Source organism: Nitratidesulfovibrio sp. (genome assembly GCF_040373385.1).
Lineage (GTDB): Bacteria > Desulfobacterota > Desulfovibrionia > Desulfovibrionales > Desulfovibrionaceae > Cupidesulfovibrio.
Genome location: NZ_JBDXXH010000002.1, coordinates 40,375 through 55,196 on the forward strand (window position 1 = coordinate 40,375; position 14,822 = coordinate 55,196).

The 14,822-nt window shown below is 66.5% G+C and carries 17 protein-coding genes; 4 read left to right on the forward strand and 13 right to left on the reverse strand.

The window, feature by feature from the left end:
- The first annotated feature begins 98 nt into the window (after positions 1 to 98).
- Positions 99 to 926, forward strand: coding sequence for an IMPACT family protein (locus ABWO17_RS03195; protein ID WP_353116026.1), 828 nt, complete (start codon positions 99 to 101; stop codon positions 924 to 926).
- A 17-nt stretch (positions 927 to 943) separates the two neighbouring features.
- Here ABWO17_RS03195 and pgl read toward each other — a convergent pair whose 3' ends face one another.
- The 4 genes from pgl to ABWO17_RS03215 form a co-directional block, all read right to left on the reverse strand.
- Positions 944 to 1,681 (reverse strand): 6-phosphogluconolactonase, encoded by a 738-nt coding sequence (pgl, locus tag ABWO17_RS03200; RefSeq protein ID WP_353116028.1) that lies wholly within the window; start codon positions 1,679 to 1,681, stop codon positions 944 to 946.
- A 286-nt stretch (positions 1,682 to 1,967) separates the two neighbouring features.
- Positions 1,968 to 2,414, reverse strand: coding sequence for an OsmC family protein (locus ABWO17_RS03205; protein WP_353116030.1), 447 nt, complete (start codon positions 2,412 to 2,414; stop codon positions 1,968 to 1,970).
- A 168-nt stretch (positions 2,415 to 2,582) separates the two neighbouring features.
- Positions 2,583 to 3,329 (reverse strand): N-acyl homoserine lactonase family protein, encoded by a 747-nt coding sequence (locus ABWO17_RS03210; protein ID WP_353116032.1) that lies wholly within the window; start codon positions 3,327 to 3,329, stop codon positions 2,583 to 2,585.
- A 380-nt stretch (positions 3,330 to 3,709) separates the two neighbouring features.
- A complete protein-coding gene (locus tag ABWO17_RS03215) occupies positions 3,710 to 5,806 on the reverse strand; it encodes a methyl-accepting chemotaxis protein (RefSeq protein WP_353116034.1) in 2,097 nt (698 codons plus the stop codon).
- 407 nt (positions 5,807 to 6,213) lie between these two features.
- Between ABWO17_RS03215 and ABWO17_RS03220 the strand changes: the two genes are divergently transcribed.
- Positions 6,214 to 6,729, forward strand: coding sequence for a NanQ anomerase/TabA/YiaL family protein (locus ABWO17_RS03220; protein WP_353116036.1), 516 nt, complete (start codon positions 6,214 to 6,216; stop codon positions 6,727 to 6,729).
- Positions 6,730 to 6,915: 186 nt separating this feature from the next.
- Positions 6,916 to 7,140: a TraR/DksA family transcriptional regulator gene (locus ABWO17_RS03225; protein WP_015946797.1), complete on the forward strand. Its 225-nt coding sequence runs from the start codon at positions 6,916 to 6,918 to the stop codon at positions 7,138 to 7,140.
- Positions 7,141 to 7,263: 123 nt separating this feature from the next.
- On the opposite strand, the gene ABWO17_RS03230 is transcribed toward ABWO17_RS03225, so the two are convergent.
- Positions 7,264 to 7,965, reverse strand: a complete 702-nt coding sequence (locus ABWO17_RS03230; RefSeq protein WP_353116038.1) for an O-methyltransferase — start codon at positions 7,963 to 7,965, stop codon at positions 7,264 to 7,266.
- 91 nt (positions 7,966 to 8,056) lie between these two features.
- On the opposite strand from ABWO17_RS03230, the gene ABWO17_RS03235 reads away from it, so the two are divergent.
- Entirely contained in the window at positions 8,057 to 8,710 is a 654-nt protein-coding gene (locus ABWO17_RS03235; RefSeq protein ID WP_353116040.1) for a TetR/AcrR family transcriptional regulator, read from the forward strand.
- Between the two features lie 102 nt (positions 8,711 to 8,812).
- Here ABWO17_RS03235 and ABWO17_RS03240 read toward each other — a convergent pair whose 3' ends face one another.
- The 8 genes from ABWO17_RS03240 to ABWO17_RS03275 all read right to left on the reverse strand — a co-directional run bounded on the left by ABWO17_RS03240 (position 8,813) and on the right by ABWO17_RS03275 (position 14,811).
- Positions 8,813 to 9,823, reverse strand: coding sequence for an inorganic phosphate transporter (locus ABWO17_RS03240; RefSeq protein ID WP_353116042.1), 1,011 nt, complete (start codon positions 9,821 to 9,823; stop codon positions 8,813 to 8,815).
- Positions 9,816 to 10,445, reverse strand: a complete 630-nt coding sequence (locus ABWO17_RS03245; RefSeq protein WP_353116044.1) for a DUF47 domain-containing protein — start codon at positions 10,443 to 10,445, stop codon at positions 9,816 to 9,818. Before ABWO17_RS03245 ends, ABWO17_RS03240 begins: the two co-directional genes overlap by 8 nt.
- A gap of 532 nt (positions 10,446 to 10,977) precedes the next feature.
- Positions 10,978 to 11,514: a 4Fe-4S dicluster domain-containing protein gene (locus ABWO17_RS03250; RefSeq protein ID WP_353116046.1), complete on the reverse strand. Its 537-nt coding sequence runs from the start codon at positions 11,512 to 11,514 to the stop codon at positions 10,978 to 10,980.
- 4 nt (positions 11,515 to 11,518) lie between these two features.
- Positions 11,519 to 11,905: a hydrogenase maturation nickel metallochaperone HypA/HybF gene (locus ABWO17_RS03255; RefSeq protein ID WP_353116048.1), complete on the reverse strand. Its 387-nt coding sequence runs from the start codon at positions 11,903 to 11,905 to the stop codon at positions 11,519 to 11,521.
- A 38-nt stretch (positions 11,906 to 11,943) separates the two neighbouring features.
- Positions 11,944 to 13,089, reverse strand: coding sequence for a hydrogenase large subunit (locus ABWO17_RS03260; RefSeq protein ID WP_502914866.1), 1,146 nt, complete (start codon positions 13,087 to 13,089; stop codon positions 11,944 to 11,946).
- Positions 13,086 to 13,706 carry an NADH-quinone oxidoreductase subunit C gene (locus ABWO17_RS03265; protein WP_353116050.1) on the reverse strand — a complete coding sequence of 207 codons (621 nt, stop codon included), beginning with the start codon at positions 13,704 to 13,706 and terminating at the stop codon, positions 13,086 to 13,088. Before ABWO17_RS03265 ends, ABWO17_RS03260 begins: the two co-directional genes overlap by 4 nt.
- Entirely contained in the window at positions 13,675 to 14,367 is a 693-nt protein-coding gene (locus ABWO17_RS03270) for a 4Fe-4S dicluster domain-containing protein (protein ID WP_353116052.1), read from the reverse strand. The genes ABWO17_RS03265 and ABWO17_RS03270 overlap by 32 nt, the downstream gene beginning before the upstream one ends.
- 3 nt (positions 14,368 to 14,370) lie before the next feature.
- The gene (locus ABWO17_RS03275; protein ID WP_007527825.1) at positions 14,371 to 14,811 is read right to left on the reverse strand and encodes an NADH-quinone oxidoreductase subunit B family protein; all 441 of its coding nucleotides are present in this window, start codon (positions 14,809 to 14,811) and stop codon (positions 14,371 to 14,373) included.
- Positions 14,812 to 14,822: the final 11 nt, after the last annotated feature.

Here is a 14,822-nt window from a genome sequence, read left to right on the forward strand (position 1 = left end):
GGGACCGTTATGGGCGCGGGGTTCCTTGACCGGGGTGCCGCCCGGCATCCCGACCGGTACCTTGACCCGCCACCGGCAGGCGGCTACAGCCGGAGGCCATGACCGACCAGCGTACCCTTACCCCATCTGGTACCCCATCCGGAACCGCGCCGGGAGCAGAATCCGCAACGGGCGAATCCGCACCTGCTGCGGCGCAGCCCGCTCCCGCCCGCTATCCGGTGCCCTTGCTGCCCGGCCAATCGAGCGGGGCGCGCACGGCAGGGCCGGAGACATTGGCGCAGGGGGCCGAACTGGTCCACATGGCCGGGGTTACCGGGTTTGCCGGGGGCGTGTACCGGCGGGAAGATTCCATCAAGCGCAGCCGGTTCATCGTCAGCGTGGCCCACGCGCCGGACGCGGCCACGGCGCGGGCTTTCATCGAGGCGGTGCGCGCCGAATTCGCCGATGCCACCCACAACTGCTGGGCCTTTGCCGCCGGGCCGCCGGGCGACACCGCGCGCATCGGGTGCAGCGACGACGGCGAACCCCACGGCACCGCCGGGCGCCCCATGCTGCAACAACTGCTGCACGGCGGCGTGGGCGAGGTGGCGGCGGTGGTGACACGATATTTCGGCGGGGTCAAGCTGGGCACCGGCGGGCTGGTGCGGGCCTATGCCGCCATGGCCCGGCTGGGGCTGGACGGCCTGCCCCTGCGCCAGCGCATCGTGCCTGCGCGGGTGTCCGTGGTGCTGGCCCACGGCAGGGCCGGAGCGCTGCGGCGGCTGCTGCCCGCGTACGAGGCGGCCATCCTGTCCGAAGTGCACGGGGCCGACGTGGAATGCATCATCGGCCTGCCCGTGGAGCACGCCGCCGCGTTCATGGCCGCCGTCATCGACATGGCCGCCGGAGAGGCGCTGGTGGACGAGCTGCCGTCTGCGGAAGGCTGACCCCAAAGCGCCAATAGCTAGCCCTTGGCGGCACCCTCGTCGACAATCCACACCAGATCCCCGTTGGCGGGCTTCACGAACTGCGCGGGCAGGGTGGGTTCGGCCAGCAGGTCCAGCGCCCGTGCCAGCACGGGGTGCTTTTCCCTGCCGGAAACAAGGAACACGCAACAGCGGGCGTTGTTCAGTACCGGCAGGGTCAGGGTAAGCCGGTCGCTCTTGGTGGCGGGCACGTACTGGTCGATGACCAGGCGGGTGTGCTCGGCAAGACCGGTCCCGTCGGGGAACAGCGATGCGGTGTGTCCGTCCTCGCCCATGCCCAGCAGCACCATGTCGAAGCGCGGCCAGCCGCCGTTCTCCAGGTCGAAATGTTCGCGCAGCAGCGATTCGTAGGCGGCGGCACCCTCCATGGGGTCCATCTCGCCCTTCATGCGGTAGAAGCGGGTGGCCGGGGCCAGCGACAGCAGTTCGCGCCGGGCCACGCCGTAGTTGCTCTGCGGATGGTCCGGCTCCACGCAGCGCTCGTCCACCCAGTACACGGCGATCTTTTCCCACGGCAGGCGCTCCAGCCAGGCCGTGGTGGCCAGCAGGCGGAACAGCGGGACGGGCGTGCTGCCGCCGGACAGGGCCAGGGTGAACACGCCGCGCGCGGCCACGGCCCGCTCGCAGCGTTCCAGCAGCAGTTGGGCGGTCTTTTCGGCCATGGCGGCCGGATCCTTCATGACGTGCAGGGCGAGATTGATGGAACGGTTGGACATGGCGGCTCCGGTGACGGCGATTCTGGTTGGCGGTTTTTGTCGGGGGCGATACGCGGGCGGAACTGCTCCCCCTTATGGACATGATGGATATGTCGGAGATGACGAATCTGCCACAGGACCGCCCGCGTGGGAATGGCAAAGGGGGCAATGCTGCCCGGCGGGGCCAGTGTGCCCCAGGAATGCGACAGCGCCGTGGCAGGCCACGGCGCTGGGGGGATTGGCGGAAAGGGACGGAGACTGACGGACACGCGCGCGGCGGGTGCCGCCGCCTCGGTCGGTCAACGGGCTATGCCAGGACCACCTCGAACGCAGGCGGCGTCATGATGTGCTTCTTCACGGTGCACAGTTCCACGGCGCGTACCAGCGCATCGCGGTACTCGCCGGGAAAGCCTTGCGGCGGCGTTACCACGAAGGTCATGCGGGTAACCTGAAAGCCCTTGGACGCGAATTCGCACCCCACGCGAATGCCCAGCCCTTCCGTGGAAATCTTGCGGGCCTCGCAGAAGCGCTGGGCGTACACGCCCGCGCAGGTGGCCAGTGAGGCCAGGAACAGCTCGAACGGCGTGGGGGCGGAGCCTTCGCCGCCGTCCTTCACCGGCTGGTCGGTGCGGATGACGGTGGAAGCGGGGGCGGGAGCGTCCGGCGCGTCCTGTCCGGCGGTGAAGGCGGGGTGGAGTACGGCGTCGATCTTCATGCCGCCGTTGAAGGCGACGTCGATGAACTTCATGGTCATGCTGCGGCTCCTGTGGATGTTCCGGCATTCAGGTGCGGTGGAGCGGGCGCGGGAACGGCGCGCCGTGTCCGGTATCCTGTCGGGCAGTGTCGGGTGGTGCGTGGTGGCGTTGCCGGGCGTCGTCCGGCGGCATGGCCGCGTTCAGTGTGCCGCGCGGGCCAGCGTCGGTCAGCCGATGGTCTCCATGCGGGCAAAGCGCGGTTCGTGCAGCGGGATGACGATGTCCGCCTGCTCCTTCACCTTGAGCATGATGTCGTAGCCCTGTTTGGGGTTGATGCAGGTGCCGGGAGGAATGACCTCCATCTCCATGCCCCGGATGGCGGCGGGCGGGTTCATGTTCTCGTCGATGATGCAGAACCCGGTGATGGCGGCGGTGCCCTGTTCCGTGTCCACGAACACGGTCAGGCCGCCCTCGGTGTGCACCGGGGTGTGCATCACGCGGATGCCGGGCAGGATTTCGCGCTCTTCTTCCGTGATCACGCGCAACTGGCCGTTGTCTTCCACGTCGGTGATGTAGTCTTCGAGATAGCGGAAATCCAGGGGATGCGGGTTGTGGATGGACTCCAGTTCCTTTTCGTGCACCCAGATTTCCGCGTTTTCGCACTTGTAGTCGTTTTCACAGTGGTCGTTGTGCAGGTGGGTGTGGATGACCACGTCGATGTCCGCCGGGGTGAGCCCGAATTTGGCCAACCCCGCCTCGAAGGTGTAGATCTTGCCGCCCAGCGCCGCCTCGCGGTCCGGCGAGACGATGGGATTCAGTTCCCCGGTGTCCACCAGGATGCGCTTGTCGCCGCCCTCTATGTACCAGGTATAGATGGGGATGGTGTAGGGCGTGCCGTAGTCGTGCTGGTAGGTCATCATGCCCTTGTCGAAGACCTTGGAACCCATGACGATGGGGTGGATGCGGTACTTCATGCGACGCCTCGCGTGCTGACGGTTGCCGGAAGACGCCCGGACCCACGGCAAGCGCGGGTACGGGCGGGGTGCCGGGCGCGTCCCACATGCGTCCGGCCAATGGCGATGCGCGATAGCCTTCTGAGCGTGCGCTCACCGTGGGCATGTGCTCCGTGGATGCACTGCCGGAAGGGCGCGCCCCGCCACGGGGCAGAGAGTAAGCACTTCGGCCCCGCTTGTCACGATTTCCTCCTGATTCGGTGGGAAATGTTTGCGGCGGGGCCACGTCCGTTACAGGACAGGCACGGTTCTTCGCGTGGCTGCATGCGAAACGCCCCGACATCGCGGGGATGCCGGGGCGTGGAGTGTCTTTCAAAGCCGGAGGGCGCCCAACCGTCCGTCTAGCTGTCTTCCTTCAGTTCGCGGATGACGTCCTGCAATTCCGACGACAGCCGGGCCAGCTCACCCACCTCACGGGTGGACTGGGCCATGGCCTCGGCCATTTCGGACGCGATGCGGTTCACCTCGTCGGTGCCCCGGTTGATCTGCTCGGACGCGGCGGACTGCTGCTCCGACGCCGTGGCGATGGAGCGCACCTGGTCGGCGGTGGATTCCACGATGGACACGATGCGCGCCAGCGCCTCGCCCGCCCTGGAGGCAAGGTCGGTGCTGCGCTGTACCACTTCCGCCGCGCGGCCCATGCCGGTGATGTTTTCCTGCGTGCCGCGCTGGATGGCGGTGATGGCGTCGCCCACTTCCTTGGTGGCGGTCATGGTCTTTTCGGCCAGTTTGCGCACCTCGTCGGCCACCACGGCAAAGCCGCGCCCGGCGTCACCGGCGCGGGCCGCCTCGATGGCCGCGTTCAGCGCCAGCAGGTTGGTCTGGTCGGCGATGTCGGTGATCACGGTCATGATGTTGCCGATGCCCTCGGCCCGCTTGCCCAGGTCGCCCAGGCCGCCGCTCATCTCGCGGGTGAACTCGTCCACCTTGCGGATGCTGTCCACCACGTCGCGCACGATGGCACCGCCCGCCTCGGCCTGGGCCCTGGCGTTTTCGGCGCTTTCCGCCGCGCGCGAGGCATTGGCGGCGACCTCGAGCACGGATGCGTTCATCTGTTCCATGGCGGTGGCGGCTTCCGCCGTGCGGGCGCGCTGCACTTCGGCACCTGACCGGGCTTCGTCCACCTGCCCGGCCAGTTCGTGCGAGGCGTTGCGGACGTTGCCCACGATGCCTTCCAGCCGTTCCGCCGTATGGCGGATGCCTTCCTTGCGGGCCTGTTCACCGCGCAGGCGGGCCTGTTCGGCCTCGCGCAGGGCGGTTTCGGCCTTGCGGGTCTGCTCTTCTGCCTCGGCGGTCTTGGCCTTGCCCGTGGCCAGCAGTTCGCCAAGGTTGCCCACCATGGCGCGCAGGCTGCCGTGCAGGTCCAGCAGTTCGCCCGAGAAGTGGCGCGCGTCGGGCAGGGCGTCGAACTCGCCTGCCGCCACGCGACCGGACGCGGCCACCAGCATCTGCACCGGGTTGGCCACGGAACGGGCCAGCAGCCAGGCCACCACCATCAGGGCCAGGGCAATGCCCGCGCCCACCATCAGAATATAGTTCACCACGCTGCCCGACTGGGCGTACACTTCGGCCTTGTCGATGACGGCCACCAGCTTCCAGCCCTGATAGCCGGTGAACACGGTGACCAGCTTGTCCGTGCCGTCCATGGCCGCCTCGAAGGTGCCGCGCTGCATCTTCATGATCTGCGCAAGCGCAGGCACGCCGGTGTCTTCGGCCTTCTTGAAGCCGAATTTTTCGTGCCGTGGGTCGGACAGGATGACCGAGGTGTCCTCCAGCAGCATGACGTAGCCGGTTTTGCCGATGCGCAGGTTGGAGGTGACCTTGGTCAGGGTGGAAAGGTTGATGTCCACGCCCATGACCCCCACGATGTCGCCCGAGCCGGTACGCACCTTGCTCATGACGCTGGCCACCGGGTAGCCGGTGGTGGACATGTAGGCCTTGCTGATCAGCGTGTTGCCCGAGTCGGCCATGGCTTCCTTGTACCACGGGCGCTTGCGCGGGTCGTAGCCTGCGGGCACGCCGGAACCGTCGATATGGCTGAGAAAGCCGCTGTCCTGATAGCCGATGAAGATTTCATCGTACCAGTTGTTGGCCTTGCCCATCAGGGTGAACACCTTGGCCAGCGCCTGTTCCTCTGCCGTCAGCGAGGCGTGGTGCAGTTTGTTGTCCTGCTTGGTGTCGGCGTACGAGGCCACCTGCCCCTTGGCGTCCACCACGCGGGGCAGCGAGGCCAGGTAGACCACGTTGCGCTGGGCCGCTTCGAAGAAGGTGGTGACGAAGTCGTTCACCCGTTCCAACTGGGCGCCGGACGAATCCTCGAAGTCGCGTAGCGAGGCACGCCGGATTTCGATGGACACCACGGCGGAAACGCTGCCGATGGCGACGACGATGGACAGGAGAAAGGCGATGATCAGCTTGCTGCGGATGGTCAAAGACATGTTGCCCCCCAAGGCGACTGGCTGTTTACGGTTTGCCCGCCGTGAACCCTTCCGTCGCGTGGCGCGGGATTGCGTGAGTGTGTGCCCGCTGCGACCTGCGGATGGCTCCCCAGCTGCATCCGCGTGCCGCGCGGTTTTCATGCCCACATTCGTGATGATTGGCAAGGCGCGGGTTGCACCGCATGATGCAAGACCTGATGGCGACACCACACTCCGCGATGGTGACGGTTGTGTTGCGGTATGGCGGCAGTGCATCATTGTGCGCATTTTCGCACGCTCCGAGCCGGTTGCGGTACCGCTGCATCCCCCGGTACTGCGACCCGACGGCGACCTGTTGCGCGCCGCACGGCGACACTATATTGTCCGCGGCCGACAAGGTGGAACCTGCCACGAACCTGGAGGAAACGATGATCATCGGCACGCTGGACACGTGGATGCGCTACGACCTTGGCCCGGCATGGCGGGCGGCCTTCGCCTTTCTGGCGAACCTTGCCCCCGATGCGGCCACCGGCCGCCACCCCGTGCCCTGCGCCGATGCACCGGAAGGCAGCGTGTACGTGGAGGTGGGGCGCTACGACACCAGGCCAGAGGGTAGCGGGCGGCTGGAGGCCCACCGCAGGCATATTGACATCCAGTACGTTCTTTCGGGTATGGAATGGTTGGACTGGACGCCACTGCCCGGTCTGGGTGCCCAGGGACCATATGTCGATGACAGGGACGTGCGGTTCTTTTCCGTGACGGGGCACCCCTGTACCCGCGTGCTGCTGCAACCCGGCACCTTCGCGGCGCTGTTTCCGGAAGACGCGCACATGCCCGGCATCGCCGTGCAGGGTGCCCCGCCCGCCATGGTCAAGGCGGTGGCCAAGGTGAGGGTGGACGCGCTGAGGGTGGCGGGCATACCGCCGCGAGGACTGGACGGGTAGCAGGAGCCGGATGCGCCGGGCCAGCGGGCGGGAGCAACGGAATCAACGAAATCGGCTGAGCCGGCAGGGGATTGCGGACCCTTGACGGCTGATGGAGGCAGGCCGGATGCGCGCGGGCACCACCCGCGCCCATGGGGGGCGGACCTGGCACTGACAGGGAGCGGATCGGGACAACCAGGAGGTCTCATGGATATTTTCGATCAGGCCCAGGAACTGGAGCGGCTGGAACGCGAAGCCGCCTTGTCCCGTGCGCGGAATGCCTCCGCGCAGGGGCGCGAGGGGCCCGAATGGATCGACGGCGTTGCCTGCTGCCGCGAGTGCGGCGAACCCATTCCCCCCGCCCGGCTGGCCGCCGTGCCGGGGGTGGGGCTGTGCAAGGCCTGCCAGGAAGAGATGGAAGGGGGCAGTTAGCCCATTACCCGGTCACCCCCCCCCGACGAGTACCGAACGGCCCGCAAGCATGTGCTCGCGGGCCGTTCCGCGTGGTGATGGCGAAGGCCGTCGCGGCTGTGTTCCCGCCCGTATCAAGCAGTATCATCCAGCCCGCACGGACAGCTCGACATCTCCAGTGAACGGAATGGACATGTACCCGTGTGCGGGCGAACGCACCCGCGCCAGATAGTCCGGGCTGTACCCGGCGTTGTCGGCGATGATGATCGCGCCGGGCCGCAGATGCGGTTCGACCAGTTCCAGGATTTCGGGGTAGAGGGCCTTGGCTCCGTCCAGCAACAGCATGTCCACGGAATCGGGAAGTCCGCAAGCAAGGGTGTGCAGCGCATCCCCCTGGCGGATATCCACCAGGTCCGCGAGGCCGCCGCAGGACAGGTTGTCCCTGGCCCGCGCCACCTTGGACGGTTCGAACTCGCTGGTGATCAGGCGGCCGCCACCGTTGTCGCGCAGCGCCGCTGCAAGGTGCAGGGTGGAGATGCCGAACGAGGTGCCGAATTCCACGATGGACCGCGCCCGGCAGCCGCGCGCCAGCATGTAGAGCAGGGCGCCCGTCTCGCGCGTGACGGCCAGCGGCATGTCCTTGAGCTGTCCGTAGAAGTCGAGGTAGCCGGTTCTGCTGCGCAGACGGCGCTCGCACTCCTCGTCGGAAAGGGCAGCCATGGCCGGGTTTGCCTGGAGCGACGATTCGTCGTCCTCGCGGAACAGGCGCTCCAGCAGCGGGGCAAGGGGTGGGGCGGCCAGGGTTGTCCGGATGGGGCAGGGGGGCGATTGGGGCGATGTGGTCATGGGGGCTCCGGTTGCAGGTTGCATGTCTTTGGGCACCGGAGTAAAATACGAATGATTGGTCGCATTCACAATTCGCATTGCGGAAGGTCCCATGCCGGAACGTCAGAAAAGCACGATCACTCCGAGAAAACAGCCGAAGCAGGTCAGGTCGTCGGAACTTGTCGGCGCCATTCTGACCGCAGCAGCTCAGGTTTTGGCCCAGGAAGGGGCGCACCGCTTCACCACCGCCCGCGTGGCCGAGCGGGCCGGGGTGAGCGTGGGGTCGCTGTACCAGTATTTTCCCAACAAGGCGGCCATCCTGTTCCGCCTGCAACGCGACGAGTGGCGGCAGACCGCGGACGTTCTGCGCGGCATCCTGGAGGAAGTGGGCACACCACCACTGGAGCGGTTGCGAGCGCTCGTCCATGCCTTCATCCGTTCCGAATGCGACGAGGCGGCCATGCGCCTCGCGCTCAGCGATGCAGCCCCCCTGTATCGCAACGAGCCGGAGGCACGGACGGCGAAAGCATCGGCCAGCGTGACCATTCAGTCCTTCATGCGCGAGGTCCTGCCCACGGCCACCGACGCCACCCGGACACTGGCCGGAGAACTGGTCACTGCAACGCTCGCCGCCGCTGGCAAGCGTTTTTCGGAAACACCCCGCACACCGGAAGAGGTGGCGGCCTTTGCCGACGGCATGGCCGACATGTTCTGCATCTACCTTCGTGAATTGGGGTACGGCTCGGAAAGCGGGCGCGGGGAGTGACCGGCTGCGACGCGCACCGCGCCCCAACGCAAGAGGGGGGTGCATGCCACGGCATGCACCCCCCTCTTGCGTTGAAAAAGGAAGGTTCGGCCAAGGGCAGCCCTAGTCGGCGATGCCCAGCAATTCCAGTATCAGGAAGCTGATGGAGGCCATGGTGGCGGCGGCGGGAATGGTGAGTATCCACGCCACCACCAGGTTGCCGGCAATGCCCCAGCGCACGGCGGACAGGCGCTTGGTGGACCCCACGCCGAACACGCAGGCGGTGATGGTGTGGGTGGTGGAAATGGGCGCGCCCATCAGCGAAGCCCCGGTGATGACCATGGCGGCGGACGTTTCCGCCGCGAAGCCGTGCACCGGCTCCAGCTTGAAGATGCGGTGCCCCATGGTCTTCACGATCTTCCAGCCGCCAAGGGCGGTGCCCATGGCCATGGCCAGCGCACACGACAGTTTGACCCACAGCGGCACGTGGATGGTGTCGATCTGGTGAAACAGGAACAGGGCCAGGGTGATGACGCCCATGGTCTTCTGCGCGTCGTTGAGGCCGTGGCTGGTGGCCATGAACGCGGAGGAAACGATCTGCAACTTTTCGAACGACCGCGTCACCGTGCGCCGGTTGGTGCGCCAGAACAGCAGCATCAGCAGCGTCATGCACGCGTAGCTGACGATAAAGCCCGCCATGGGCGAGAGCACCAGCGGCAGCAGGATCTTCTTGACGATGGACATGGCGTTCAGGGTGCTGAACCCCGCGTGGGTGATGGCAGCCCCCATCAGCCCCCCGATGAGCGCATGCGACGACGAGGACGGCAGGCCGTAGTACCAGGTGATCAGGTTCCAGGCGATGGCCCCGATGAGCGCCGCCAGCACCAGGGCCTGGCTGCCCATGACCATGTCGGTGTTCACGATGCCCTGGCCAAGGGTATGCGCCACCTCTTCGCCCAGCATGGCCCCGAAAAGGTTCAGCACGGCGGCCATGGCCACGGCGGTGCGCGGGGAAAGCACCTTGGTGGAGACCACGGTGGCGATGGCGTTGGCGCAGTCGTGCGCCCCGTTGGTGAAGTCGAAGATCAGCGCGACGAGGACGATGACGACGAGCAGCACCGGTATCTCAAGCATTCTTCAGCACCACTTCCTCGATGGCGTCCGCGAGATCGTCCAGGCGTTCCACGGCCAGCTCGATGCGGTCGTACACCTGGGTCCACTTCATGATGTCCACCACGGCGCGCATGTCGAGATTCTCGGTGTCGTGCAACTCGGCAAGGCCGGTGCCCAGCAGCATTTCGCATTCGGTCTTGATGGCCTTCAACTGCTTGACCTGCGCGGCCACGTCGGTCTTGTCCTTCAGGCAACAGATCATTTCGCCGGTGACGGCGGCCATCTCGCGCAGGTTGCGGACCATCTTGCGGGCCGGAAAGCGGATGTAGGTGAACCCGTACAGCCGCGCCCGCGTGGCGATGCCCTTGATGAGATTGATGGAGTCTTCCTGCGCCAGGTTCAGGCGGTAGATGTCCTCGCGGTCGATGGGGGTGATGAAGGTGACCGAGAGCTGGCGCGAGATTTCGCGGCACAGTTCGTCGGCCTCCACCTCGACCATGTTGACGCGCTTGCAGGCGTCGTCAACCTTTCCGAAGTCCTCGAGGATGCAGGTGAGCAAGTCGGCCGCTTCCACCAGCATGGCATTCTGGCGGCCCAGCAGTTCGAAGAAGCGGACGGACTTGGGAAACAGGTTCAAGGCCATGCGGTGGCTCCGGTGTTGTCGTTGTGCTCGTGGGCCCGGTCGGCCCCTGGGTTCGTTTGGTCCTGGCGTGCTGTTTGGGGCCATCGTGAAGATGGTCCGTCATGGGGCAGGCGGTTACGGAAATGCTGCAACCCCGGCTGGTGCCGTACGGTACTGCCCCGTGCGCAAAAAAGGCCGGTCGGGACCGCGGGGATTCTACGCTTCCCCCGGCGTCCGGGCAACCGGCATTGTCATGAATTCGTCACGAAATAACGCGGTTTTGTTACGGAATGGTGACAAGGGTGAATGTTTCGAGAAGTCCTTTTGTGTCAGCATGTTGAGTGTTTGAACAATGGCGATTTCGCCTGTGTGGACCGCGTTTGTGACGGCGTGTTCGTGACGGTCGCCTGGCCTCGAAGGATGGCCGCGCGGCGCAAAAAAACGGGGCGGGGAATTCCCCGCCCCGTCATGGGCGTATTATCCGGGTGGCGACCGCCAGGCCCGTGCGCCACTTTGGGCGCGGGCTGACGGAAAGGCTCGCCGCAAGCGGCGCCTAGCGCTGCATGGCGCGGTATTCGTCCACGGTGACCATGTGCAGGGCCTTGACCGGGCAGGCTTCCACGCAGGCGCCCTGGTCCTTGCCTTCCTTGGCACGCCAGTCGGCGCAAACGTCGCAGCGCACGGCCACTTCGCGGCGGTGCTGCACGGGGTGGGCGGCATCTGCGGTGCCTTCCTCGGGCAGGCCGATGAAGGACAGCTCGATGGCGCCGTACGGGCAGGCCATGACGCACAACTGGCAGGCGGCGCAGTACTGCTGGCGCATCACCACCACGCCGTCCTCCTGGACCAGCGCGTCGGTGGGGCACACGCGGGCGCAGGGCGCGTCGGCGCACTGGCGGCACTGCACGGGCATCTTGACGCTGTCGGTCTTGATGACGTGCACGCGGGGCTGGAAGAGGTTGCGCTTCTTCACAGCCTCCTTGATGGTCATGTTGTTGTGCGAGGCAATGCAGGCAAGTTCGCACTTCTTGCATGCCTTGCACTTGTCTGCTTCCGCGTAGACGACGTACCGCATGAGCGAATTGGTCATGGTGCTATCCTTCCGTGGTTTGCGCCGCTGCCGGAAGGTCGGTGGCATCCGGGCCGGGCACTTCTATGCTTGCGATGTACAGTTCCCTGCCGCCAATCCAGTGCACGGCGTCGTCGCCGCACGAAGGGCAGGAGAATTTCCGTTTCCGGGTTTCCACGTCGCCGCAGGCCGGGCAGACGCCGCGCAGGGGCAGCAGTTGCACGTCCAGCGGCGCGCCCTCGGCGGGCGTCCCTTCGGCCAGCAGTTCGAAACAGGCGGTCAGGGTGCGCGATTCGACGCACGCCAGAAGGCCCACGGCCAGGTTCACCCGGCTGATGCGGGGTGCGCCGTGTCGCGCCGCCTCGTCAGAGACGATGCGCAGGATACCTTCGACAATGGACGATTCGTGCATGACCGCCTGCCTCCGCTATTCCGTATTGTTTCGCGCTGTTAACGTTCGGTGCACGAAATGCACGGGTCGATGGAGTTGACGATGAGCGGCACGTCCGAAACCTTGCAGTCGTGCATCATCACGCCCAGCGCGTCCCAGTTCATGTACGAGGGCACGCGCCACTTCAGGCGGTTGGGCACGTCGGTGCCGTCGGTGCGCAGGAAGTAGATCAGCTCGCCGCGCGGGGCCTCGCTGCGGGCCACGGCCTCGCCCGCCGGAATTTCCGGCAGCCGGGCCACCGTATCGCCGCCGGGCAGGTCGCGGGCGCACTGGCGCACCAGGCTGATGGATTCCAGAGCTTCGCGCAGGCGCACCAGGGCGCGCGAATGCACGTCGCAACCGGGTTCGGTGATCACGTCGAAGGCCAGGCGGGGGTAGGCGGCGTGGGGCACATCCTTGCGGATGTCCACGGCCAGGCCGCTGCCGCGCGCCACGGGGCCGACAACGGCGTATTCCAGCGCGTTTTCGGGCGACAGCACGCCCACACCCACGGTACGCCCGCGCACCATGGAATCGTTGCGGTAGATGTTGTAGATCTCTTCAACGTGCTTCTGCACGCGGTCCAGGTTGCGGGTCAGGAAGGTGAGCAGGTCGGCATCCACGTTGTACTTCACGCCGCCGATGCAGTTGGCGGCGAGGTCCATGCGGTTGCCGTACACCGTTTCCTTGATGTCCTGCATGATCTCGCGCACTTCCATCACGTGCATGAACAACGACTTGAAGCCGATGATATGCGCCAGGATGGCCACGTTGAAGAGGTGCGAGGCGATGCGCTTGATTTCCTCGGCCATGGAGCGCAGGTAGCGGGCCCGTTCGGGCACCACGATGCCCGCCAGGTTTTCCACCGCCATGCAGTAGGTGAAGGGGTGGCTGTTGGAACACAGCGAGCACACCCGCTCGGTGAGCACGATGTTCTGGAACAGGTTGCGCCGCAGGGCCAGCGCCTCCATGCCCCGGTGCACGTGCCCGGCGGTGATGTCCACCTGCTTCACGGTTTCGCCTTCCACGTGCACGCGGAAGTACATGGGTTCTTCCAGCGCAACGTGCAGCGGGCCGATGGGCAGGGTGAAGCCCGCGCGCGGGTCGGTGTTCACGTGGTCGCCACCGTGGTGCTGGTCGTGCGGGGTATGGGTGAGGGTGCTCATGCCTGGGTCTCCTCGTCGGTGACTGTGGCGACGGTGGTGCCCTCGGGCAGCTTCGCCGACATGATGCGCTCCCACAGATCCTGGGTGGAGGCACCGTTCATCATGGTGGAAAGGGGAATCATCTGGCCCATGATGCCCGCGTCCAGCCGTTCGTCCAGGAACAGCCGCCGGGGGTTGGGGTGGCCGGTAACCGCGATGTCGTACATCTCCATGAATTCGCGCTCGTTCCAGTCGGCATTGCGGAACCACGGGGTGATGGACGGCACCTCGGGCTTGCCGGTCACGTCGCCGTTTTCATCAGCGTCATCTGCGGGTGGCATGACCAGCGGCACGGTGACCGTAAGGGTCAGGCCGTCCAGGTCGAAGTGGTAGGCGATGGCGCGCTGCGGGTTGGCCGGATCGCGCTCCGGGTCGTAGGCGGTCATGGTGCACAGGCGCAGGCGGCAGCGGGCCATGGCCGGGGCCAGCTCCGCAAGGCGCGGGGCGTTGTCCAGCATGATCCAGCCGTAGATGTTGCCGTGGGCGTCCTCGGTCCAGGATATGTCTGCGCCTGCCGCGTCGGGCAGCCGCTGGTCCAGCAGTGCCTTAGCTTGCAGTTGCGCGGGGCGTGTCAGCATCGGTGCGTCCTCCGTCAGTGGGGGCGGGGGGAGTTTCGGCGGTCTGGTCGTTCTGGTCATTCCGGGCGGCCTTGGCCGACGGGCGGGACCCGTTGCCGTTGCCCGTGTCCGCAGGGGCGGCGCCATCGGCATCCGCGTGCGCGGTCAGCGAGGCGGCGCGGGTGGCGGCGGCAACCTGGCGGCACTTGGGGCACATGCGCAGCAGCGCAGGGAAGTCCAGGTCCTGGGCGTGGTTGGCGTACACGCGGGTGGCAAGGTCCGGCGGCAGCATGCGGATGTGCGCATCGCAGCCGGTGCAGCGCAGATAGGGCACGAAATGGTGCTCCGCCCAGTCGTACTTGCGTTCCTGCAGGTGCGCGTTGTGCCAGTCGTTGGTCATGGTGATGGCCCCGGTGGGGCAGTAGTGGCGGCACAGCCCGCACAGGGCGCAGGTGTTGTGCCACACCGTGAAGTCGTAGCCGCTGCGGTCCTCGCGCGGCTCGATGCGGATGGCCCCGCCAGCGCACACGTGGCGGCAGATGGCACAGCCCACGCACTTGGCGGGGTCCATGGTCACCTTGCCGCGAAAGCGGCTGGGGGTATGCGTCTCGGCAAAGGGGAAGGGGTCGGTGGACGGCCCCTGGGCCACGTTGCGGGCGAGTATCTTCAGGAATCCCAACATGGCTTACTCCTGCAATCCGAGGCGGGCCATCCACACGTCGCGGGCCTTGATCACGCCTTCGATGATGGCCTGCGGGCGCGGCGGGCAGCCGGGCACGTTGACGTCCACGGGGATGTAGCGGTCGATGGGCCCCTCGATGGAGTACCCGTCGCGGAACACGCCGCCGCTTACCGGACAGATGCCCACGGCCACGGTGACCTTGGGTTCGGGAATTTCGTCCCACACGCGCAGCACCTTGTCCTTCACGCGGGCCGTCAGCGGCCCGGTGATCAGCACGATGTCCGCGTGGCGGGGGCTGCCGCAGTACTTGCAGCCCAGGCGTTCCACGTCATAGCGGGGGATGCAGGCGGTGGTGGCCAGTTCCACGTCGCAGCCGTTGCACGAGCCCGCATTGATCCGGTACAGCCACGGCGACCGCACGGAGAGCTTTTTCAGGAAGTTCATATAGTTTCCTC

Coding starts and splice junctions, on each gene's coding strand:
- ABWO17_RS03245 (WP_353116044.1), bottom strand. CDS start 10,445: ATGGCCTTGAACCTGTTTCCCAAGTCCGTCCGCTTCTTCGAACTGCTG.
- ABWO17_RS03205 (WP_353116030.1), bottom strand. CDS start 2,414: ATGACCATGAAGTTCATCGACGTCGCCTTCAACGGCGGCATGAAGATC.
- ABWO17_RS03215 (WP_353116034.1), bottom strand. CDS start 5,806: ATGTCTTTGACCATCCGCAGCAAGCTGATCATCGCCTTTCTCCTGTCC.
- ABWO17_RS03235 (WP_353116040.1), top strand. CDS start 8,057: ATGCCGGAACGTCAGAAAAGCACGATCACTCCGAGAAAACAGCCGAAG.
- ABWO17_RS03240 (WP_353116042.1), bottom strand. CDS start 9,823: ATGCTTGAGATACCGGTGCTGCTCGTCGTCATCGTCCTCGTCGCGCTG.
- ABWO17_RS03270 (WP_353116052.1), bottom strand. CDS start 14,367: ATGTTGGGATTCCTGAAGATACTCGCCCGCAACGTGGCCCAGGGGCCG.
- ABWO17_RS03265 (WP_353116050.1), bottom strand. CDS start 13,706: ATGCTGACACGCCCCGCGCAACTGCAAGCTAAGGCACTGCTGGACCAG.
- ABWO17_RS03220 (WP_353116036.1), top strand. CDS start 6,214: ATGATCATCGGCACGCTGGACACGTGGATGCGCTACGACCTTGGCCCG.
- ABWO17_RS03230 (WP_353116038.1), bottom strand. CDS start 7,965: ATGACCACATCGCCCCAATCGCCCCCCTGCCCCATCCGGACAACCCTG.
- ABWO17_RS03260 (WP_502914866.1), bottom strand. CDS start 13,089: ATGAGCACCCTCACCCATACCCCGCACGACCAGCACCACGGTGGCGAC.
- ABWO17_RS03250 (WP_353116046.1), bottom strand. CDS start 11,514: ATGACCAATTCGCTCATGCGGTACGTCGTCTACGCGGAAGCAGACAAG.
- ABWO17_RS03195 (WP_353116026.1), top strand. CDS start 99: ATGACCGACCAGCGTACCCTTACCCCATCTGGTACCCCATCCGGAACC.
- ABWO17_RS03255 (WP_353116048.1), bottom strand. CDS start 11,905: ATGCACGAATCGTCCATTGTCGAAGGTATCCTGCGCATCGTCTCTGAC.
- pgl (WP_353116028.1), bottom strand. CDS start 1,681: ATGTCCAACCGTTCCATCAATCTCGCCCTGCACGTCATGAAGGATCCG.
- ABWO17_RS03225 (WP_015946797.1), top strand. CDS start 6,916: ATGGATATTTTCGATCAGGCCCAGGAACTGGAGCGGCTGGAACGCGAA.
- ABWO17_RS03275 (WP_007527825.1), bottom strand. CDS start 14,811: ATGAACTTCCTGAAAAAGCTCTCCGTGCGGTCGCCGTGGCTGTACCGG.
- ABWO17_RS03210 (WP_353116032.1), bottom strand. CDS start 3,329: ATGAAGTACCGCATCCACCCCATCGTCATGGGTTCCAAGGTCTTCGAC.